This is a genomic window from Dorea sp. MB18-49 (assembly GCF_023669465.1).
Lineage (GTDB): Bacteria > Bacillota > Clostridia > Lachnospirales > Lachnospiraceae > Dorea_A > Dorea_A longicatena.
Map to the genome: position 1 here is coordinate 1 of NZ_JAMOYX010000035.1, position 22,372 is coordinate 22,372.

Below are 22,372 nucleotides of genomic sequence, written 5' to 3' on the forward strand. Positions count from 1 at the left end.
TATAAAAATACGGATTTTATAAAATATTTCTGTATAATAATAACAGATGTCTGTAAAAAAATAACAGATGGAAGAAGGAGAAAAAGAATACATGCTTCAGATACAGCATATTTGTAAAGAATATAGGACCGGTAATCTGGTACAGAAGGCGCTGGATGACGTGAGCCTGAACTTAAGAGATAATGAATTCGTGGCAATTCTAGGTCCCAGTGGATCGGGAAAGACTACGCTTCTGAATATTATCGGAGGACTGGACCGTTATGACAGCGGCGACCTGATCATCAACGGAATATCTACGAAGAAATATAAGGACAGAGACTGGGATTCATACCGGAATCATACGATCGGATTCGTATTTCAGAGTTATAATCTGATCCCGCATCAGACGGTGTTGTCTAACGTAGAACTTGCACTTACAATTTCTGGAATCGGAAAAGAAGAGAGAAGAAAACGTGCCATTGATGCGCTGAAAAAAGTAGGACTTGGAGAACAACTTCACAAAAGACCAAGCCAGATGTCCGGCGGCCAGATGCAGAGAGTGGCGATAGCAAGGGCACTGGTGAATGATCCGGATATCCTGCTGGCGGATGAACCGACGGGAGCACTGGACAGTGATACCAGTATCCAGGTCATGGATCTTCTGAAAGAAGTAGCCAAAGACCGGCTGGTTGTTATGGTTACACACAATCCGGAACTGGCAGAAGAATATGCGACCAGGATCGTGAATTTGCGGGATGGGAAGATACGTTCAGATACGGACGAATACATTGTGGATGAGCAGACATTAAAAGAACCGGAACATAAGAATATGGGAAAATCTTCCATGTCTTTTTTGACGGCTCTGGCTCTTAGTTTTAATAATCTAAAGACGAAGAAAGCAAGGACATTACTGACATCCTTTGCGGGTTCTATCGGTATCATAGGAATTGCGCTGATTCTGGCACTCTCTAATGGAGTGAACGGCTATATCCAGTCAATCGAGGAAGAGACGTTGTCGGAATATCCACTACAGATCCAAAGTACGGGATTTGACATTACCTCCATGATGGTTGGAAATACCGGAACGGATGATAAGAGCAAAGACTCGTCCGGTAAGAAGAACAAAGATGGTCAGGTAAAAGTCATGGAGATGGTTACAAATATGTTCTCCAAGATGAATACCAATGACCTTAAATCATTGAAAAAACATCTGGAAAAGGATAATGATGCGTTAAAATCCTATACAAATGCCGTGGAGTATGATTATGATGTGGATCCGCAGATATACAGAGAGGATTCGGATGGTGTCAGACAGGTACACCCGGACAAATCATTTTCATCCATTGGAATCGGAGCGGATTCCGGTGCCAACAATATGATGTCATCCATGATGAGTACAAATGTGTTCTACCGCATGCCAAAGAACACAAGTCTGTACGAGAAGCAGTATGATGTCAAGGCGGGAAGATGGCCGAAAAAATATAATGAATGCGTACTGGTATTAAGTCAGGACGGCGGGATGAGTGATTTCCTTCTATATACACTTGGCCTCAGAGATCAGATGGAACTGGATGATATGATCAAAGCTTTTGCAAGTGAAGAAGAGATCAAGACACCGTCTTCGCTGGGAACATACATCTATAAAGATATTCTGAACAAGAAGTTTAAGCTTGTGAATCAGGCAGACTATTATGAATATGACAGCCAGTATAAAGTCTGGAAAGATAAAAGTGATAATGCAGAATATATGAAAAAACTGGTGGCAGACGGAGAGGATATTAAGATTGTCGGAATCGTGCAGCCGGCAGAAGGTTCGAAGGCAACTGCACTGAATATGGGAATCGGTTATCCATATTCGCTTATGACGCATGTCGCAGAAGAAGCAAAAAACAGTGAGATCGTAAAACAACAAAAAGCCAGTCCGGATATCAATGTATTTACCGGAGAGAAATTCGGTGAAGATTCCGGAGATAATGGTCTGGATATGAACTCGTTATTCAGCGTAGATGAAGACGCACTTCAGAAAGCATTCGGCATGGGAGATACAGACCTTGCAGGAAGTCTCGGAAATTCACTGGACTTTTCGAAAGCAGTGAATCTGCAGGATGCATTTAAGCTGGATGGCAATAGGTTGAATTTATCCGGACTTGTGAATCTGGATCAGGTGGATCTGAATCTGTCGGGGCTTCCGTCGGCAGGTCTGGGAGATATGCTGTCGGGGCTGGATGTCAAGGTGAAACCGGGCGGAATGCAGAAGATGGCTGTTTCATTGATGGAAGGGTATCAGGCATATGCGAAGACGCATCCGGAAGCAGATTATTCGCATCTGGGAGATAACTTCTCGGAATATCTGAAAACAGATGGTGCAAAGCAGATCATGAAAAAGTATTTTTCAAAGATTCTAAAGGAGAGTGGAAAAGTAACCATTACAGAAGAAAAGGTACAGAAGCTTCTGACAGATATCATGCAGGGGTTTGAAAAATACGTAAAGGATCAGGGAATCGGAGATATCAGTGCGGACCAGTACGGAACATATTTCCGCCAGTATTTACAGACGGCAGAAGCAAAGCAGATCATAACAGACTGGGTGAATGACCTGTATAAAGATGTGGATATTGAGATATCGGAAGCGGATCTGCAGGCAATGGCGCAGGAACTTGCGGCTGGATATTTAAGCTATGCACAGGAAAAAGGATATGCAGATGTGACAAAGATGGGTGAGAACTTTGCAGCTTATCTCGGAACGGCAGATGGAAAACAGCGGCTGAGTAACGGTCTTTCAGAGACACTGGACATGAAGAGTCTGGAAAGCCAGCTTTCATCCGGGATGAATGTTTACATGAAGCAGGCAATGAGAGCGTATGCGAAATCTTTTGGAAATGCACTTGAGACACAGATTTCGTCGGCCATGGAGCAGATCGTCGGACAGATGTCTTCCGGTATGGGTAAAGTAATGGAATCTGCCATGACACAGATCGGACAGAATCTCCAGAGTGTCATGACAGATGCGATGAAGATCGATACAGATGCATTTGCAAAGGCATTTCAGTTCAATATGACGGAGGATGATCTGACAGAACTTATGATGTCTATGAGCGGAACGGCGAGTGCAACGTATGACAGCAATCTGCAGAAATTAGGATATGCTGACTTCGCAAAACCAAGCGAGATCGACATTTATCCTAAAGATTTTGAAAGTAAGGAACAGGTAGTGGATTATCTGGATCGTTATAACAAGAAGATGGAGAAAGCCGGCAAGGATGAACAGGTGATTTCCTACACGGATGTAGTGGGAACTCTGATGTCATCGGTGACAGATATCGTCAATACGATCAGTTATGTGCTGATTGCATTTGTGGCGATTTCACTGGTCGTATCTTCAATTATGATCGGAGTCATTACGTATATCAGTGTGCTGGAGCGGAAGAAAGAGATCGGAATCTTAAGGGCGATCGGCGCATCGAAGAGGAATGTATCTCAGGTGTTTAATGCGGAGACCTTCATTATTGGACTGTGTGCGGGACTGATCGGAATCGGACTGACGCTGTTGCTTCTGCTCCCTGGCAATATGATCATTCATGCGGTGGCAGATAATTCCAATGTAAATGCAGTGCTTCCGGTTATTCCGGCACTGGTGCTGATCGCACTGAGTGTGGTACTGACATTGCTTGGTGGACTGATCCCGTCAAAGAAAGCATCGAAGAGCGATCCGGTTACGGCACTTCGGACGGAATAAATTATTATCAATGAGCTGCATAAAGCGGTAAAACGTCTGTTGAAAAAATCATAGAGAAAGATTAAAATATGCTATGGAGAAATCTATAGCATATTTTTTATACCAAAAAGAAGGAGACCTTATGTATAATTTTAATTATTACACACCAACCAAAGTTGTATTTGGAAAAAATACAGAAGACAAATGTGGAGAACTGGTAAAAGAACAGGGATGTAAGAAAGTAATGATCCATTACGGAAGCGGAAGCGTCAAACGTACCGGATTATTGGATAAAGTAAAGGCTTCCCTGGATGAAGCAAAGATTGACTATATAGAACTTGGTGGTGCAGTACCGAACCCAAGACTTTCACTGGTATATGAAGGAATCGAGCTCGCGAAAAAAGAAGGAGTAGATTTCATCCTTGCTGTAGGCGGCGGAAGTGCGATCGATTCTGCAAAAGCAATCGGATATGGAGTTGCCAATGAAGGGGACGTATGGGATTTTTATGACAAAAAGCGCCAGGCAACAGGATGTCTTCCGATTGGTGTTGTACTGACTATTGCAGCGACAGGAAGTGAGATGAGTAATTCTTCTGTTATTACAAAAGAAGACGGCTGGATCAAGAGAGGATACCGCAATGACTATGGAAGACCGCGCTTTGCAATCATGAATCCGGAACTGACCATGACACTGCCGGATTATCAGACAGCATGCGGATGCACAGACATTCTGATGCATACGATGGAACGCTATTTTACAAATGGTGGAAATATGGAGATCACAGACAGTATTGCAGAGGGTCTGATGCGTACGGTAATTGAGAATGCAAGAATTCTGATCAATGATCCGAAGAACTATGATGCACGTGCGGAAGTAATGTGGGCAGGAAGTCTGTCTCATAACGGGCTGACAGGCTGTGGCGCGGTTGTCGGAGGAGATTTCGCTTCCCATGCACTGGAACATGAGATCGGAGGACTGTTTGACGTGGCACACGGTGCAGGCCTTGCGGCAATCTGGGGTTCCTGGGCAAGATATGTATATAAAGACTGCCTTCCTAGGTTCGAAAAATTTGCAATGAACGTCATGCAGGTAGACCCGGAAGGAACCGCAGACGATGTGGCATTACGTGGAATCGAAGCCATCGAAGACTTCTTCCGTGAACTCAAGATGCCAACTTCTATCCATGAACTTGGCATTGATCCTACAGATGAAGAACTGAAACTGATGGCACATAAATGTAGCATCGGATGCAAGGGAAGCAAAGGATCTGCGAAGGTACTTCATGAGGAAGATATGTACAAGATATATAAAGCGGCACTGTAAGAAGGCTTCCGCGATTTCATCTTCATAGCATGTGAAAACGTAACTGAATAAAAGTATAGCAGTGGTTGCTGTGCATATGCACAGTAACCACTGCTATACTTTTATTCAGGCCATCATGAAGCAGAAAATCAAACGAAATCAAACCTTCCGAACAACTACTTCCTCCGTCCTGTGAATTCCTTCTTTTAATGTTGCTTCAACATCCTTTACAACCTGCTCCTCACCAACCGGAATCACCAGCCCTACAGCGGTAACAAGTGGAACAAACGCAACCCATATTCCGTGAGCTCCGAGGTATTCTACCGCAAAATATCCAACCAGAACCCCCAGATGGAAGAGAATCAGCGTGTTCGTAAAAAGCAATGCCCGTTTCTTCTGAGCCAGATCATGTGTCATATGATATCTGGTCCATGCAAGAAGTGTCTGCTTGTAATTATTCGTTGAAAAGATCGTGGAACTGTTATAACATTCCGGAGTGGTAAAAGCCTGCCACTGGTATGCATTCAGGATGAATACAGGGAACAGTGCGATCAGGGGATTGACCGATGTCGGAATGATCCCTGCGATCCATATGCAGACGGCCTCTACCGCCAGTGCGATATAAGATTTTACAGAGGCAAAATGTTCGCCGATTAAAAATGCGGCAATGATCGCAAGGCCATATAAAATAAAAATAGCCAGACGAAGGAAGGCATCCGTCAGGTTCATTTCCGTAAAGTTTAGGACCATTTCAATCAGATTCATGGTCTGTGCGGCACCAAAATTGCCGCCACGGACTAAGATGGCATAAGCACCGGTCAGTCCGCCGATAAATGCAAGATTGACATGCAGTAATGCACGTTTATGATTATATATCCAATTCATTTTTCTATCACCCGGTGCCTATTATAGGACGGAGAGATGGAAAAATCAAACAAAAGTGTGGAAAAAAGAGATTGGATGGAAAATAATACAAATATGGATTGACATTTTACAAAAAATTGAGTATCATAGACTTTAATGAATAAAAGCGTTAAAGCGCGAAAGCTGTTACGCAAAAAATTCATAAAAAAGAATTATGAATGAACACGAAAGGGGAATTTTCCAATGCCGATTACAGATATATTGGAGAAAAACTGCCGCCTGTACGGAGACGACGTTGCGCTGGTAGAGATCAATCCGGAGATGCCGGAGACAAAAAGAACTACATGGAAGGAGTTTGATCTGATCGAACCTTCACGCGCGGCTTATTATAGAAGAGAGATCACATGGAATGTATTTAACGAAAAGGCAAACAGATTTGCCAATCTTCTGATTGAAAGAGGAATCAAAAAAGGAGAAAAAGTGGGGATTCTCCTGATGAACTGTCTGGAATGGTTGCCAATTTATTTCGGAATTCTGAAGACCGGAGCATTGGCTGTACCACTGAACTTCCGTTATTCTGCGGATGAGATCAAATATTGCGTGGAACTTGCGGAGATTGATATTCTGGTGTTCGGACCGGAGTTCATCGGACGAGTAGAAGAGATTGCAGATGAGATCAGCAAAGGACGTCTGTTATATTTTGTAGGAGACGGATGTCCGGGATTTGCCGAGGATTATAATGCACATACGGCGAACTGTTCCAGTCAGTCTCCGAAGATTGATGTCAATGATGACGATGAGGCAGCAATTTATTTCTCATCAGGAACAACAGGATTCCCGAAGGCAATCTTACATAACCATGAATCCCTGATGCATGCAGCAAAAGCAGAGCAGAATCATCACGGACAGACGAAGGATGATGTATTCTTATGTATTCCACCGTTATATCATACCGGGGCCAAGATGCACTGGTTCGGAAGTCTTCTGACGGGAGGAAAAGCGGTATTGTTAAAAGGAACAAGTCCGAAGACAATCTTACAGGCAGTATCGGAAGAACACTGTACTATTGTATGGCTGTTGGTTCCGTGGGCGCAGGATCTTCTGCTTGCACTGGACAATAAGGAACTGGATATTGCAGATTATGATCTGGACCAGTGGAGACTGATGCATATCGGTGCACAGCCGGTACCACCAAGCCTGATCAAACACTGGAAAGAATACTTCCCGCATCACCAATACGACACGAACTATGGTCTGAGCGAATCCATCGGGCCTGGATGTGTACATCTTGGCGTGGATAATATCGATAAAGTCGGTGCGATCGGTAAAGCCGGATATGGATGGGAAGCTAAGATTATCGATGAACAGGGCGAGACGGTAAAACAGGGCGAGACCGGAGAACTTGCGGTCAAAGGACCAGGCGTCATGACCTGTTACTACAGAGATCCGAAGGCAACAGCAGAAGTTCTGCATGACGGATGGCTGTATACCGGAGACATGGCGATGGAAGACGAAGACGGATTTATCTTCCTTGTTGACCGTAAGAAAGATGTCATCATCAGTGGTGGTGAGAATATCTATCCGGTACAGATTGAAGACTTCTTACGTACCAATGAAGCTATTTTGGATGTGGCGGTTATTGGACTTGCAGATCACAGACTGGGAGAAATTTCAGCAGCAATCATTGAACTGAAACCGGGAGTTGAATGTACAGAAGAAGATATTCAGGAATTCTGTAAGAAACTTCCGAGATATAAGAGACCTCGTAAGATCATCTTTGCAGATGTTCCGCGTAATCCTACCGGAAAGATTGAAAAACCAAAGCTTCGTGAAAAATACGGAGCAACACATCTGGTTGCGGCACAGAACCAGGGATAATAAAATATGTAAAAATGTCATCTCTTTTGCAGGAAAAATCTGCAGAGAGATGGCATTTTTTTACGGACGTGTTTATAATAGTGGAGAAATAAATAATAAGAGCAGACTGGAGCTGAATATAGAATGAACACCAATGAGAAAAAAGAGATTACAATCCGGATTGCAAAAGAAGAGGATGCGGAAGAACTGCTTGCAATCTATGCGCCTTATATAGAATATACAGTGATTACATATGAATATGATGTGCCGACGGTGGAAGAATTCCGAGGACGGATCCGGCATGTATTGGAGAGATATCCATATCTTGTGGCGGAGGTGAATGGAGAAATATGTGGATATGCATATGCAAGTGCTTTTCACGAGAGACCGGCAGGAGGATGGAATGTAGAGACGTCTATCTACGTGGATCAGAATAAAAAAGGAAGGGGTATCGGGACAAAATTATACGACATGCTGGAGAAGATATTAAAGCGGCAGAATGTGTTAAATATGAATGCGTGTATTGCATGTACCGAGCATGAAGATGAATACCTGACGAATGCAAGTATCCATTACCATGAACATTTGGGATATCGTATGGTCGGCTGGTTCACAAATTGTGGATATAAATTCCACAGATGGTACAATCTGGCATGGATGGAAAAAGAGATTGGAGAACACGTGGCAGATCAGCCGCCGGTGATCGCGTTCACGGATATAGTAGAAGATATTTCTTTACAGAACGGAGAACTCCGTTTATAATATGCATGTTAAAATAATTGAAAATACAAGGTTCTCCGAAGCCTTCATGCCTAAGATCCATAAAAATTGTGATGATGGGATGTCGGCCAGGAATGACAGGTCTGTCAGTTCCTCAGGGTAGATAGGGAAACGTATCTGCCTCCCGCGTATTTGGAAAGGAGAGCAGCACCTTTGTTTACCAAAGCACATAGGAGAAGCTGTCAAAGCATTCGTAAAAAATGTCACAGGCAGATTCTCTTATATTTCGCCTGCTCTTTTTTCGGAAAGAGCAGGTTTTTAATATATGAAAACAGAATCAGATAAGAAAAAATCCGGAATCAGTGCCATAATCCTCTGTGGAGGGAAAAGTACCCGGATGGGGAAGGATAAAGCAGGACTTCTGATTGGAAAGAAGACATTTTTACAACAGATCGAAGAACATGTAAGTGGTGCGGATGAGGTGCTGCTTTCGGTAAAAGACCGGCGGGATTATCCGGAGATAGAGGCAAGACATATCGAAGATCTGGAACAGGACAAAGGACCGTTGATGGGTCTGTGCTCGGCGCTGAAAGAATGCAGCCATGAACGGGTCTGGGTGATATCCTGTGATATGCCGCTGGTTGACTGGAATGTGGCGCAGGAACTGGAAGACTATCTGATGGATGGGATTGATGCAGTGATCCCGGTAGGCAAGACCGGGAAAAAATATGTGCTCTGTGCATGGTACAGGAAATCTGTATGGAAGATATTGGAAGAACAGTTAAAGACCGGGGATTATAAAGTGCAGCATGTACTGGAAAATCTGAGGGTATGTTATGTGGCAGTTCAGGGAATTACAGACGGACCGGGGAAATTTTATAATATAAATACACCAGAAGAATATCGGAAAATAATACCAGAGAAAATAAAAGAAAAAGCACAGCAGACCCCGGTTGTATCGTTTGTGGCCTATTCCGGCACCGGTAAGACGACATTTCTGGAAAAACTGATTCCGAAGCTGAAAGCATATGGGCTTAAGATTGCGATCGTAAAGCATGACGGACATCGGTTTGATATCGATCACGAAGGAAAAGACAGTGACCGCTTTACCAAAGCCGGAGCAGACGTGACCGGTCTGATCTCCTCGGAGAAAGCGGTGCTGATGGACAACAGAACAGTTGATCCGGAAGAATTCCTGAAAAAGATAGATGGTGTGGATCTGATTCTGACAGAGGGATTCAAGCACGGACCGTGGCCGAAGATTATGCTGCACCGGAAAGAAAACGGGAAACCGATGCCGTTACGACCGGAAGAATGTCTGGCAGTGATCAGTGATGTGGATGTGGAGGACTGTGAAAATGTGTTCCCGTTGGACGATGTTGGGAAAACGGCGTTTTTTTTACTTCAGTATATATAGCAGAATATGCAACATATAGAAAATCTATAGTAGAGTATGAAACGGAATGTGCCTGGATGACAGGTACAAGATGATAGATACATTGATAAGAATTGAAACGAGAAACGATAAAGAAACGAGGCGGAAAAAGTATGAAACTGATCAGAACAGAAGATGCAGTGGGACATGTGTTATGTCATGATATGACGCAGATCATTCCGGGAGTGATCAAAGATGCGAGATTCCGGAAGGGACATATTGTCACAGAAGAAGATATTCCGGTGCTTCTTTCCATAGGGAAAGAACATCTGTATGTCTGGGAGAAGACAGAAGGCATGCTTCATGAGGATGAAGGTGCGGAACGTCTGCGCAGGATCACGCAGAATGAAAATATGCATCCGTCAGTTGTAAAAGAAGGCAAAATTGAACTGCTTGCGGATGTCGACGGATTATTCCAGGTGGATGTCGAACGATTATATGATGTGAACAGTGTGGATGAGATCATGATCGCAACCAGACACACGAACACAGCGGTAAAAAAAGGCGACAAGCTCGCAGGAATGCGGGTGATTCCGCTGATCATAGATGAAAAGAGACTGGAAGAAGCAGAAAAAAAGGCGGGTCCGGAACCGTTATTGAAGGTAACACCGTGGAAATTAAAGACGGCAGGTGTGATCACAACCGGAAGTGAAGTCTATAAAGGACTGATCAAAGACCAGTTTACTCCTATAGTGGAAAAGAAGCTGGAGACATTTGGAATCCAGATGACAAAGCATGTATTATGCAGTGATGATACGAAAATGATCACGGACGCAATTGCAGAAATGAAGGAAGCGGGAGTGGATCTTATTATCTGTACGGGCGGGATGAGTGTAGATCCGGATGATAAGACACCGGGTGCAATCAAGGCTTCCGGAGCGGAAATCGTCACATATGGGGCACCGACACTGCCGGGTGCGATGTTGTGTCTGGCTTACTTTGAAGACGATACACCAATCGTGGGACTGCCGGGCTGTGTGATGTATGCAAAAGCAACCGTATTCGATCTGATCCTGCCGAAAATGGCAGCAGGGATTAAGATTGAGCGGAGAGATATTATCCGGATGGGACACGGAGGACTCTGTCTTGGTTGTAAAGAGTGCCATTATCCGGTCTGTCCATTCGGAAAGGAGGCGTAAAGGTGGAACCATCCCGAGTGACACTTGAAGAGGCACAGGAATTATTTCAAATCTGTATGCCGGGAATAAAAAAAGAAGAAAAACCGGCAGCAGACTGTCTGGGACAGATTCTGGCAGAGCCGGTATATGCGGCAGTAACCCAGCCGCCGTTTCCAAGGTCAGCGATGGATGGATTTGCACTGAGAAGCCGGGACGTCTGCGGGGCAGATCTTGAGCATCCGGTTACCTTGGAAGTTGCCGGGTGTGTGTATGCGGGACAAAAGACAGAGCTTATACTGGAACCACATCAGGCAGTCCGGATCATGACCGGAGCAATGATACCGGAAGGAGCAGACTGTGTAGTAAAACAGGAAGATACGGATTATGTAAGAATAGCAGATCCGGATCAGGACAGGAAAACAATCAAAATTTATAATAATGTGGGACCGGGAGAAAATTACTGCCCGAAAGGAGAAGATTTTTCTGCCGGGGAATTGCTGGCAGAAGCCGGACTTTTGGTGGATTCTTATCTGCTGGCGGCAGTTACGTCTGCGGGAGTACGGGACATTACTGTATATAGAAGACTTAGGGCTGCAGTGATTACAACCGGTGATGAGCTGCAGAATGCAGATACATCATTAGAACCCGGGAAAATCTATGATGCAAATGGAATCTGGCTGTGTGCGAGATTAAGAGAGATGGGCTGTGAGATACTACAGTATGAAACCGCGGGAGATGACAGGGACAAGATCGCAGACAAGATCAGTGAGGTATTAAAAGAAGCAGATCTGATCCTGACAACCGGAGGGGTATCAGTAGGAGATAAGGATCTCGTTCCGGATGTCATAGAAAGCCTGAACGGCAGGGTACTATTTCACGGGATACGGGTAAAACCCGGAATGCCGACAATGCTTTCGGTAGTAGAGGACATCCCTGTTCTGTCGCTTTCCGGTAATCCATTTGCAGTGGCGGCATTATTTGAATTATTAGTCGGCGGATATCTGGCGGACAGGGCAGAAGAGGTATATATACAGAAGAAAGAGACAAAAGTGCTGAGACAGACATTTGTAAAGACCGGGAAGCCAAAACGGATCGTAAAAGGAAAATGTGATGAGGAAGGCGTGTTCCTTCCGCAGATTCAGAGAAACGGACAGCTTAAGAATGGGATTGGCAGCAATTGTCTGGTGGTATTCCCGGAGGGAGAACGGACCTATCCGGAAGGAGAAAAAGTTCAGGTGATCCGGATATGATAAGGAAGGAGTAATCATGGGAGAATTTACGCATTTCAATGAACAGGGGCATGCAGTGATGGTCGATGTCAGTGAAAAAGCAGACACGATGCGTGAGGCAACGGCAATGGGAAGAATCCGCATGTCGAAGGAATGTTTTGAAAAAGTAAAGACGGGTGGAATGAAAAAGGGAGATGTCCTGGGAACTGCAAGGATTGCAGGAATCATGGGGGCGAAGAGAACATCAGAGCTGATCCCGTTGTGCCATATCCTGAACCTGAGCAAGGTTACAGTGGAATTTGAATATATAGAGGAAACCTGTGAGATTGAAGCACGGTGTACGACGAAGACGGTCGGGAAGACCGGTGTAGAGATGGAAGCACTTACCGGAGTTCAGGTGGCACTGCTTACGATTTATGATATGTGTAAGGCGGTCGACAAAGGCATGTGCATGACCGGTATCCGTTTATTGAAGAAAACAGGTGGAAAAAGCGGCATATGGGAAGCTGACCGGGAGACGGAGCTATGATTGATGCGGCAGGAAGAGTGATTGATTATATGCGGATCTCCATTACGGACCGCTGTAATTTAAGATGTAGATATTGTATGCCGGACGGAATCACGCAGGTGTCTATGGCGGAGATCCTGACGTATGAAGAGATCCGGAAAGTGTGCATACTTGCAGCAGAGCTTGGCATTCAGAAGATCAAGATCACAGGCGGGGAACCGCTGGTGCGGAAAGGATGCGCCGATCTGATTGGAATGATAAAAAATATTTCGGGAATCACACAGGTCACGATGACGACGAATGGCGTTCTGTTACAAGACAATCTGGAAGCGTTAAAGAAGGCCGGACTGGCCGGGATCAATATCAGTCTGGATACGCTTGATCGTGAAAAATATCAAGAGATTACCGGAACCGACGCCTGTGAAACGGTACGGCAGGCAGTAGCGGCCGCCGCAGAAAGTGGGATACGGACAAAGGTGAATACGGTGTTGCAGTCTGACGGTGACAAAACGGAATGGAAGGCATTGATCACACTGGCTGAAAGCCTGCCGGTTGATGTAAGATTTATAGAACTCATGCCGATCGGTTATGGAAAGGAGAATACAGGTGTGTCGAATCTGGAACTTCTGGATGAGATACGGAAGGTATATCCAGATATCCGAAAGGACAGTAAGATACACGGCAATGGACCTGCGGTATATTATCAGATTCCAGGATTCACCGGCGGTATCGGATTTATCAGTGCGATGCACGGTAAGTTCTGTAAGAACTGCAACCGCATCCGGCTGACTTCGACCGGAGACCTGAAGCCGTGTCTGTGTTATGGGGATACCTATCCATTGAAAGATTTACTGCGGAATGGAACAGAGGAAGAGATAAAAAAACAGATAAAACGAGCCATTGAACAGAAACCGGCAGCGCATTGCTTTGAAGAGCCGGGAGCGATTACGGAAGCACATCAGATGGCACAGATTGGAGGATAAAAGACAGGATGAATCAGAAGAAAGGCATGATCAGAGGAATCTGTATCAGTCCCAGAAGAGGAACTGCCAAGTATCCGGTAGAAACGGCAAAGATCGTGCCGGACTGGGGCATTGAAGAAGATGCACATGGCGGAAAATGGCACAGACAGATTAGTCTTCTTGCACTGGAGAAGATTGAAGCATTCCGGGAAAAGGGAGCGGATGTAGATTTTGGGGCATTTGGAGAAAATCTGATCGTAGAGGGATTTGATTTAAGAAATGTTCCGGTTGATTCCGAAATACGGATCGGAGATGCAGTCAGGCTGAAAGTCACACAGATTGGAAAGGAATGCCACAGCCACTGTGCGATCTATCAGCGGATGGGAGACTGTATTATGCCAAGAGAAGGCATTTTCGCAGAAGTACTGACAGGTGGAATGATCCGTGTGGGTGACTGTGTGGAAGTCGTAATGCCGCAGGAAGACCGCCCATACAGTGTAGCCGTGATCACGCTGAGTGACAAAGCATTTGCCGGAGAACGAGATGACCTAAGCGGTCCGGCAATAGAAAAGATATTAAAAGACAGTGAAGAAAAAGATCATATCAGATTTGACATAAAAGAGACCATTCTTCTGCCGGATGGTGAAGAAGGATTAAAGAAACAGCTGATCCGTCTGGCGGATCAGAGACAGGTTGACCTGATCCTGACAACAGGCGGGACAGGATTTGCCCCAAGAGACATGACGCCGGAGGCCACGAACGCTGTCTGCGACCGGATGGCAAACGGAATTGCAGATGCAATCCGTAATTATTCGATGACGATCACAGACCGTGCAATGTTCAGCCGGGCAGTGTCGGGACTGCGGAAGAAGACACTCATTATCAATCTCCCGGGGAGCCCGAAAGCAGTGACGGAAGCACTGGAGTATATTCTTCCGAAACTTCCTCATGGACTGGATGTCCTGAGAGGAAATGTACAGGAATGTGGCAGAAAATAATCCTATTACAGATACAGTAACTGGTAAATTTATCAGACAAGAGAAAAGGAGAAACGTATTATGAAGAACCAGATGGCAAAAAGGATCGCATCTGTCCTCCTGGCAGGAGTGATGCTAGTTTCACTGGCAGCATGCGGAGAAAATAAAAAGACAGAAGAAAAGAAGACAGATGACAGCAAAAAGAGCAGCAAGAAAGAAACAGAGATCCAGGTATTCATCGCAGCAAGCCTGAACACGGTTATGACAGAGCTTGCAAAAGAGTACAACGAAGATCATCCGGAAGTGAAGATCACATTTAATGCAGACAGCTCCGGAACACTGCTGACACAGATCGAAGAGGGATATGAGTGTGACCTGTTCTTCTCTGCAGCACAGAAGCAGATGGATCAGCTTGAAGCAGACGGATTGGTAGTAGACGGCACAAGAGCAAATGTCCTGAATAACCAGGTGGTAGTTATCTCCTTAAAAGACAGCGGCACAAAGGTAACAGGTCTTGAGAACTTAAAAGATGCCAAGAGTATCGCACTTGCAGGCGGAAGTGTTCCGGTTGGAAAATATACAAGACAGGCACTGGTAAATCTTGGAACATTAAAGGCTGACGGTGAAGTAGATGCCATTACAACAGATCAAGTATCACAGGAACTTGGTGGAGTGGAGATTAGTGAGGAAGATAACGTAAGTAAAGTACTTACAGCAGTAGCAGAAGGATCCTGTGAAGTTGGAACAACATACTATTCAGATACTTATGGATACGAAGACAAACTGAATATCCTCCAGGTTGTAAGCTATGATCTGACAGGCGATGTTATCTACCCAATCTGTCAGGTACAGAATGACGAAGCAGATAAGACACAGACTGCAGCCGCAAAAGACTTCTACAAATTCGTATTATCTGACAAGATTAAGAAAGTCTTCGATGCATACTATTTCGACACAGACGTAGAAAGATAAGAAGCTTCATAGTATGAAAGAAAATATGCAGGCAGTTGTGGCTGCATGTTTTCGGTTTTTCGAAGTATGTAATAGATGAAACAGGAGGAAGTTACATGGATGCAGTGGTAGAAATACTGAAAGGACTGGATTACAGTCCACTATATGTGTCGTTAAAGACGGGAATTGTTGCAACGATATTCTCATTCTTTCTTGGCCTGTTTGCCGCAAGAAGAGTAATCAAGGCAGGACCGAAAGTGAAAGCAATTGCAGATGGGATCCTGACACTGCCGATGGTACTGCCGCCGACGGCAGCAGGATTCTTCCTGCTTCTTCTGTTCAGCAGAAGACGTCCGTTTGGTATCCTGCTGTACGAACAATTTGGCATCAAAGTTGTACAGACCTGGGCTGGCTGTATCATAGCAGCGACCGTGATCGCATTTCCGCTGATGTACAGAAATGCAAGAGCGGCATTCGAACAGATCGATGTGAATCTGATCCATGCGGCAAGAACACTTGGTATGCCGGAATATAAGATCTTCTGGAAGGTTGCAGTCCCATCCGCAGGACCGGGACTGGTAGCGGGTACGATCCTGACATTTGCAAGAGCGCTTGGAGAATATGGTGCAACATCCATGCTTGCGGGCAATATTCCGGGAAAGACGGGAACCATTTCCCAGAGGATCGCAATGGTTATCCAGGACGGCAATTATCTGACGGCGGGCATCTGGGTTGTGATCATTATGCTGGTTGCATTCGTGCTGATTGTCCTTATGAATCTGGTGACCGGTCAGAATACGAAGAATATCCGGAGATGGTAGGAGGAACGACAGATGGCGATGGAAGTAAAGATACATAAAAAACTTGGAGAGTACGAGCTGGATGTACACTGGAAATCCACGAAGAAAAGAATCGGAATCCTCGGTGCTTCCGGAAGCGGAAAGAGTCTGACTCTGAAAAGCATTGCGGGAATTGAGCACCCAGACCAGGGGCATATCCAGATTGGCGATCATGTCCTGTATGATTCTGATTCCAGGATCTGCTTAAAACCACAGAAGAGAAATGTCGGATATATGTTCCAGAACTATGCATTGTTCCCAACGATGACCGTGGAGCAGAATGTCGGAGCCGGACTTGCCGGTAACAAAAAGAAGAAGCAGGAACAGGTACAGAAGATGATCCGTCATTTCCGCCTGGAGGGACTGGAAAAAAGACTTCCGAGAGAGCTTTCCGGCGGGCAGCAGCAGAGAGTTGCGCTGGCGAGGATCATGGCATACGAACCATCCGTTATTCTTCTCGATGAACCATTTTCGGCACTGGATGTCTTCTTAAAAGACCGTCTGCAGCAGGAGATGATGGAACTCTTAAGCGATTATGACGGAACGGTGATCCTGGTGTCCCACAGCAGGGATGAGATCTACCGGTTCAGCGAGGAACTTCTGGTCATTGATGACGGGAAACAGATCTGTTACGGTGACACAAAGGCAATCTTTGACTGCCCAGAACAGGTGGAAGCAGCAAGGCTTACCGGATGTAAGAACATTGTTCGGGTAAAAAGGTTGGATGAACACAGTATCGAGATCCCGGACTGGGGCACAAGGCTTCATCTGGAACAGGAGATCGATGCAGAGATTACACATATCGGGCTTCGTGCACACGAATTCATCCCGGTGTGGGGCGAAAGAGAAGATAACTGCATTCCGGTTAAAGAAAAAGGAAAGGCAGAATTTCCATTTGAATGGAAATATTTCTTAAAAGGTGAGACAGAAGAAAGTGATGATATCTGCTGGTATGTACAGAAAAATCTATGGGACGAACTTACAGAAAAGGGCATTCCGGATTATCTGAAACTGCCGGAAAAAGAGATTCTTTTGCTGAAATAAAAATCATGATATAATGAGCGTTAGCGGACTGGCGTATGCTGGTTCTCTGACGCCTATTTTTGGAGGAAAATAATGTATACAATCGGGACACATATGTCCATTGCGGGAGGAATTGCGAAGACTGCGGAAAATGTAGTAAAGATGAATGCCAATACGATGCAGATATTCAGCAGAAACCCGCGTGGATCCAGTTATAAAACTTATGCACAAGAAGAAGTAGAGAAATTCCAGCAGATCCGTAAAAGCCATGCATTCGGTCCGGTTCTTGCACATGCGCCGTATACGATGAATCTGGCGAGTGCGACGGAAAAGACATATGAATTTGCCTGTACGGTGATCCGGGAAGATATCAGACGTATGGACGAACTGAAGATTGAAAACCTGGTATTCCATCCGGGCAGTCATACCGGGATCGGAGAAGAAGCCGGGATTACCAATATTATCCGTGGACTTGATCAGGCGATTACAGGAACGGAGAATATTAAGGTTCTGTTGGAAACAATGAGTGGAAAAGGGACAGAGATCGGATACCGTTTTGAACAGTTAAAGCAGATCCGAGACGGCGTACAGCACCCGGAGCGGATTGGAATCTGCCTGGATACTTGTCACGTGTTCGCGGCGGGATATGATATTGTCCATGATCTGGACGGGGTACTGGATGAATTTGACCGGATATTGGGACTTGAATTATTAAGAACGATTCATCTGAATGATAGTCTGATGCCTTTCGGTTCCAGGAAAGACCGGCATGCAGTGATCGGAGAAGGTGAGATTGGGCTGGAGGCACTTCTGAATGTGCTGCGCCATCCGAAGCTTAAAGATCTGCCATTCTATCTGGAGACGCCGCTTGATGATGCCGGGCACAAAGAAGAGATTGCCAGATTGAAAGAATATCTGGGTGAGGAATAAGGAGCGGAGCAGTTGAAAAAGTTAGAATATATAGCAAGAATCCATACCGACTTTCCAACGAAATTTGGAATTCCAAGGCAGTCGGGACTTGTAAGTACAAAAGGAACAATTGTATTCGAGCCAGAATACCGCAAAGAAGAGGCACTAAAAGGACTGGAAGAATATTCGCATCTGTGGCTGATCTGGGAATTTTCAGAGGTGGTCAGGGAGAACTGGAGTCCGACGGTACGTCCGCCGAGACTTGGCGGGAATAAGCGGTGCGGTGTATTCGCAACCAGGTCGCCGTTCCGGCCGAATCCGATCGGATTGTCCTGTGTCAGGCTGCTTGGGATCGAGAAACGTCCGGAAAAAGGTATGGTTGTTGAAGTCGAAGGAGCAGATTTGATGGATGGAACGCCGATACTGGATATCAAGCCATATCTGCCGTATGTGGACTGTATGCCGGATGCCAGAGGCGGATTCGCCGACCGGGTGAAGGGTTATGCACTGGAGGTAGAGATACCGGAGAAACTTCTGTTAAAACTTCCAAATGAACAGCAGGGATGCGTGCGGGAGATCCTCGCAGAAGATCCGAGACCGTCTTATCAGAATGATCCGGACAGAGTATATGGAATGGAGTATGCCGGGTATGAGATTAAGTTCCGGGTAAAAGACTACAGGCTGACGGTCTGTGAAATTGAGCGGGCCGCCGCGGACAGAACAATAAAATGATAATGATCAGGAGGATACAAAGGTGAAGTATTATCTTGCGCCATTAGAAGGAATTACAACTTATATATACAGGAGAGCATATCATACACATTACCGTCCGATGGAGAAATATTTCACTCCTTTTCTGGTTCCGCATACCAAAAAGGATTTTAATACGAGAGAGAAGAATGATATTCTGCCGGCACACAATCCGGGGACGAACCTGGTTCCGCAGATCCTGACAAATGACGCAAAGGGATTTCTGGATACGGTAGAAAAGTTAAAAGGGTATGGATATGATGAGGTGAACCTGAATCTTGGCTGTCCGTCCAAGACGGTAGTATCGAAAGGACGCGGCTCAGGATTTCTGATCCACACAGAAGAACTGAACCGGTTTCTGGATGAGATTTATGCAAAAGCAGATGTGAAGATATCCATAAAGACAAGAATCGGAAAATTTGATGCAGATGAGTGGGGAGAACTTTTGAGGATTTATAACCAGTATCCGTTGGAAGAGCTGATCGTACATCCGAGAGTACAGCAGCAGTTTTATAAAGGACATCCGGATCTGGATGCATTTGCGGATGCAGTGAAGGAATGTAAGCACACGTTGTGTTATAACGGTGATATTTTTACAACAGAGGATATGGAAAAATTAAAGAAGCGTTTTCCAGAGGCCTCCTGTATCATGCTGGGGCGCGGAATTTTGAAAAATCCGGAACTGATTGAAATCATGGAATCCGGAGAAAAAAAGATCGATGCGAAGAAATTAAGAGCGTTCCATGATCAGATCTATCAGGATTACCAGGAGGTAAGTTGTGGGGATAAGAATGTGCTGTTCAAGATGAAAGAACTCTGGTGTTATCTTGGGACATTGTTCCCGGATAAGGAAAAACAGCTGAAAAAGATCCGGAAAGCAGAGAAACTGGATCGCTATGAAGCAGTTGTAGAAGAACTTTTAAGTCACAATTATATTGACTTAAAGTAAATAGATGCTGAAATAAAAGAGATTGCAGACAAAATCAGGAATAAAGTTCTGCAGTCTCTTTACTTTAAAAAAAATATGCAATATAATAGATAAAAATTCTATATACAGGAATTTTGCAAAAGGGAGGGACATGAATTGGATCGTTTGAATGAATTGATCGCAGAGAATCTGAAAGATATCCGAAAAGGAAAAGGACTGAGTCTGGAACAGGTGTCATCCCTTACCACAATCAGCAAAAGTATGTTAAGTCAGCTGGAAAGGGGAGAAGTGAATCCTACGATATCGACGGTGTATAAGCTGGCACTGGGATTGAAAGTACCGGTAACGGCATTTACCGCAGATAAACCGCAGCCGTTTTTCGGAACTGGCAAGAAAGAAGTAGATCCTTTGGCGGGTGATGATGGAAGATATCGTCTTTATCCGATTTTCAGCTTCCGGGAAGGACAGGATTTTGAGATATTTGACCTGGAATTTGACGAGGGAGGCATGATGCAGGCGAACCGCCAGATGAATGGTACGAGAGAATTCATTACCGTGTATTCCGGAGAATTGACACTGATCTTTAAAGATCATGAATATGTGCTGAAAGCCGGAGATGCGGCTTCGTATAATGCTTTTGATGATTATGTGTATAAAAATACTGGAAAGGGAATGGTGACTGCCAATATTGTAGTACACTATTCGAATTAGAAAGGAGTAACAGCATGGAAGACCAGAAACAGCGAGTATATGATGCGTTAAACAAGATGGGAATTAAGTACGAGGTGGTAGAACACGAGCCCGTGCATACAATGGAGGATATGGACCGGCTGGGACTCCCGGAAAAAGGAACATTGTGTAAGAACTTATTCTTAAGAGATTCAAAGGGAAAGAGACATTTCCTGATCACAGCTGATGAGAAGACAAAGGTAGATCTGAAGGCACTGGGAAGACAGCTTGGGGCAGGAACATTAAGCTTTGCTTCCGAAGAACGTCTGGAAAAATATCTTGGTGTAAAACAGGGAAGCGTTACACCTTTTGCCCTGATGAACGATACGGAACATGCGGTGGAATTCTTTATCGATAAAAACTTAAGCAGATGTAAAAGTATGGGAATTCATCCACTGGAAAATACAGCAACAGTATTCATATCCTTTAAGGATCTGGATAAATTCTTATGGAATCTGGATGTTGATGTAGTTAAGATTAAATTGTAAAAAGTTTATAGTTTTTTTATTGCATGTTTCCTCACGCAGAAGTAGAATAGAACAGTATATGATACGAAGCAACAGATGAAAGTGAGGATAATTATGGAAGAATGGCAGAACGGACACGACCAGCCAGGATACCATTATCACCAGGAGCAGGACAAAAAGCGAAAGCCAATTGAGACACCGGGAAAGCGTTTCTGGAAGATGTGGGGTCCACTCCTGATCAAATGGGGAATTGGAATCGGTGTAGGCATGGTAGTCATGGCGGCCATGATGGTGGCATATATGAAGACGCATTATCAGACGCAGGCGGCATTAGAAGCATTGATGTCTGATCAGAATAAGCTGATGGGCTTTTATGAGAAGATGTTGAATAAATATATTGATTATACAACATGGGTGGAAGGTCTGTCAGCGCTTGTTACGATTCCTGTGATGGCAATTTTGTATCACGGTGACAGAAAGAAAGAGAAAAAAGCAGGTATCATACCGGATAAAAAAGCACCTTTGTGGAAATATCCGGCGGCGCTTATTATGGCACTTGCCATGAGCCTGGGACTGAATAACCTGATCATCATCGGGAATCTGTCTGCGGTAGATGCAAGCTACAAGACAACGATGAATGCCATGTATTCGGCGCCGCTTGCTATACAGATCTTATGTCTGGCAGTACTGGTTCCGATTTGTGAAGAATACGTATTCAGAGGACTGTTCTTCAGAAGAATGGAAAAGGAAAGTTCGTTTGTATATGCGATGGTTTATTCATCAGTTGTATTTGGTGTATTACATGTGAATCTGGTACAGATGCTTTATGGATTTTTACTGGGACTGATGTTGGCATATGTATATGAAAAATACGGTTCGCTGAAGGCACCGGCAGCAGCACATATGGCGATGAACCTGTTGTCTGTACTGGCTACCAGATACGGACTCTATAACTGGATGTTGAAAGATAACATGCGGATCGGTGTGATTACGGTTGTATGTGCAATGATCGCATCAACAATGTTTGTTCTGATCCAGCGGATTGAAGAAAAACCGGAGCTAAAGACTGAAAATGAAAATCTGACAATGTAAATTGTCAGATTTTTTGT

General features: G+C 44.8%; 20 protein-coding genes and 1 riboswitch. Of the genes, 19 read left to right on the forward strand and 1 reads right to left on the reverse strand.

Annotated features, from left to right (window positions below; translation table 11 throughout):
- The first annotated feature begins 91 nt into the window (after window positions 1-91).
- Together NCY30_RS10515 and NCY30_RS10520 are read left to right on the forward strand one after the other, a co-directional pair.
- Window positions 92-3,715 carry an ABC transporter ATP-binding protein/permease gene (locus NCY30_RS10515; RefSeq protein ID WP_173784457.1) on the forward strand — a complete coding sequence of 1,208 codons (3,624 nt, stop codon included), beginning with the start codon at window positions 92-94 and terminating at the stop codon, window positions 3,713-3,715.
- A gap of 121 nt (window positions 3,716-3,836) precedes the next feature.
- A complete protein-coding gene (locus NCY30_RS10520) occupies window positions 3,837-5,018 on the forward strand; it encodes an iron-containing alcohol dehydrogenase (RefSeq protein ID WP_250818724.1) in 1,182 nt (393 codons plus the stop codon).
- 138 nt (window positions 5,019-5,156) lie between these two features.
- On the opposite strand, the gene NCY30_RS10525 is transcribed toward NCY30_RS10520, so the two are convergent.
- The gene (locus NCY30_RS10525) at window positions 5,157-5,882 is read right to left on the reverse strand and encodes a YoaK family protein (RefSeq protein ID WP_055180925.1); all 726 of its coding nucleotides are present in this window, start codon (window positions 5,880-5,882) and stop codon (window positions 5,157-5,159) included.
- Window positions 5,883-6,104: 222 nt separating this feature from the next.
- Between NCY30_RS10525 and NCY30_RS10530 the strand changes: the two genes are divergently transcribed.
- The 17 genes from NCY30_RS10530 (at window position 6,105) to NCY30_RS10610 (ending at window position 22,355) form a co-directional block, all read left to right on the forward strand.
- Window positions 6,105-7,739 carry a class I adenylate-forming enzyme family protein gene (locus NCY30_RS10530; RefSeq protein ID WP_006426045.1) on the forward strand — a complete coding sequence of 545 codons (1,635 nt, stop codon included), beginning with the start codon at window positions 6,105-6,107 and terminating at the stop codon, window positions 7,737-7,739.
- A gap of 123 nt (window positions 7,740-7,862) precedes the next feature.
- Window positions 7,863-8,480 carry a GNAT family N-acetyltransferase gene (locus NCY30_RS10535; protein WP_022415409.1) on the forward strand — a complete coding sequence of 206 codons (618 nt, stop codon included), beginning with the start codon at window positions 7,863-7,865 and terminating at the stop codon, window positions 8,478-8,480.
- A 21-nt stretch (window positions 8,481-8,501) separates the two neighbouring features.
- Window positions 8,502-8,657, forward strand: a riboswitch (molybdenum cofactor riboswitch).
- Window positions 8,658-8,763: 106 nt separating this feature from the next.
- A complete protein-coding gene (mobB, locus tag NCY30_RS10540) occupies window positions 8,764-9,855 on the forward strand; it encodes a molybdopterin-guanine dinucleotide biosynthesis protein B (protein WP_022415410.1) in 1,092 nt (363 codons plus the stop codon).
- Window positions 9,856-9,986: 131 nt separating this feature from the next.
- On the forward strand, window positions 9,987-11,012 hold the full coding sequence (locus NCY30_RS10545) for a molybdopterin-binding protein (RefSeq protein WP_022415411.1): 1,026 nt from the start codon (window positions 9,987-9,989) through the stop codon (window positions 11,010-11,012).
- Window positions 11,013-11,014: 2 nt separating this feature from the next.
- Window positions 11,015-12,241: a molybdopterin molybdotransferase MoeA gene (locus tag NCY30_RS10550; protein WP_161158687.1), complete on the forward strand. Its 1,227-nt coding sequence runs from the start codon at window positions 11,015-11,017 to the stop codon at window positions 12,239-12,241.
- A gap of 16 nt (window positions 12,242-12,257) precedes the next feature.
- A complete protein-coding gene (moaC, locus tag NCY30_RS10555; RefSeq protein WP_006426040.1) occupies window positions 12,258-12,749 on the forward strand; it encodes a cyclic pyranopterin monophosphate synthase MoaC in 492 nt (163 codons plus the stop codon).
- Window positions 12,746-13,711 carry a GTP 3',8-cyclase MoaA gene (moaA, locus tag NCY30_RS10560; protein WP_161158688.1) on the forward strand — a complete coding sequence of 322 codons (966 nt, stop codon included), beginning with the start codon at window positions 12,746-12,748 and terminating at the stop codon, window positions 13,709-13,711. The genes moaC and moaA overlap by 4 nt, the downstream gene beginning before the upstream one ends.
- Before the next feature lie 8 nt (window positions 13,712-13,719).
- Window positions 13,720-14,688, forward strand: coding sequence for an MOSC domain-containing protein (locus NCY30_RS10565; RefSeq protein ID WP_161158689.1), 969 nt, complete (start codon window positions 13,720-13,722; stop codon window positions 14,686-14,688).
- A gap of 60 nt (window positions 14,689-14,748) precedes the next feature.
- Entirely contained in the window at window positions 14,749-15,639 is an 891-nt protein-coding gene (modA, locus tag NCY30_RS10570) for a molybdate ABC transporter substrate-binding protein (protein WP_250818725.1), read from the forward strand.
- Between the two features lie 95 nt (window positions 15,640-15,734).
- Window positions 15,735-16,439: a molybdate ABC transporter permease subunit gene (gene modB, locus NCY30_RS10575; RefSeq protein WP_006426036.1), complete on the forward strand. Its 705-nt coding sequence runs from the start codon at window positions 15,735-15,737 to the stop codon at window positions 16,437-16,439.
- 12 nt (window positions 16,440-16,451) lie between these two features.
- On the forward strand, window positions 16,452-17,501 hold the full coding sequence (locus tag NCY30_RS10580; protein ID WP_055302646.1) for a sulfate/molybdate ABC transporter ATP-binding protein: 1,050 nt from the start codon (window positions 16,452-16,454) through the stop codon (window positions 17,499-17,501).
- A gap of 72 nt (window positions 17,502-17,573) precedes the next feature.
- Window positions 17,574-18,410, forward strand: coding sequence for a deoxyribonuclease IV (locus tag NCY30_RS10585; protein WP_044919254.1), 837 nt, complete (start codon window positions 17,574-17,576; stop codon window positions 18,408-18,410).
- Between the two features lie 12 nt (window positions 18,411-18,422).
- Complete coding sequence (tsaA, locus tag NCY30_RS10590; RefSeq protein WP_044919252.1) at window positions 18,423-19,121, forward strand: tRNA (N6-threonylcarbamoyladenosine(37)-N6)-methyltransferase TrmO; 699 nt, start codon at window positions 18,423-18,425, stop codon at window positions 19,119-19,121.
- Between the two features lie 22 nt (window positions 19,122-19,143).
- On the forward strand, window positions 19,144-20,088 hold the full coding sequence (locus tag NCY30_RS10595) for a tRNA dihydrouridine synthase (RefSeq protein ID WP_250818726.1): 945 nt from the start codon (window positions 19,144-19,146) through the stop codon (window positions 20,086-20,088).
- A 135-nt stretch (window positions 20,089-20,223) separates the two neighbouring features.
- Window positions 20,224-20,778 carry an XRE family transcriptional regulator gene (locus NCY30_RS10600; RefSeq protein WP_022415423.1) on the forward strand — a complete coding sequence of 185 codons (555 nt, stop codon included), beginning with the start codon at window positions 20,224-20,226 and terminating at the stop codon, window positions 20,776-20,778.
- Between the two features lie 14 nt (window positions 20,779-20,792).
- Window positions 20,793-21,284 (forward strand): prolyl-tRNA synthetase associated domain-containing protein, encoded by a 492-nt coding sequence (locus NCY30_RS10605; RefSeq protein ID WP_006426025.1) that lies wholly within the window; start codon window positions 20,793-20,795, stop codon window positions 21,282-21,284.
- A gap of 93 nt (window positions 21,285-21,377) precedes the next feature.
- Window positions 21,378-22,355 (forward strand): CPBP family intramembrane glutamic endopeptidase, encoded by a 978-nt coding sequence (locus NCY30_RS10610; protein ID WP_022415424.1) that lies wholly within the window; start codon window positions 21,378-21,380, stop codon window positions 22,353-22,355.
- Window positions 22,356-22,372 lie beyond the last annotated feature (17 nt).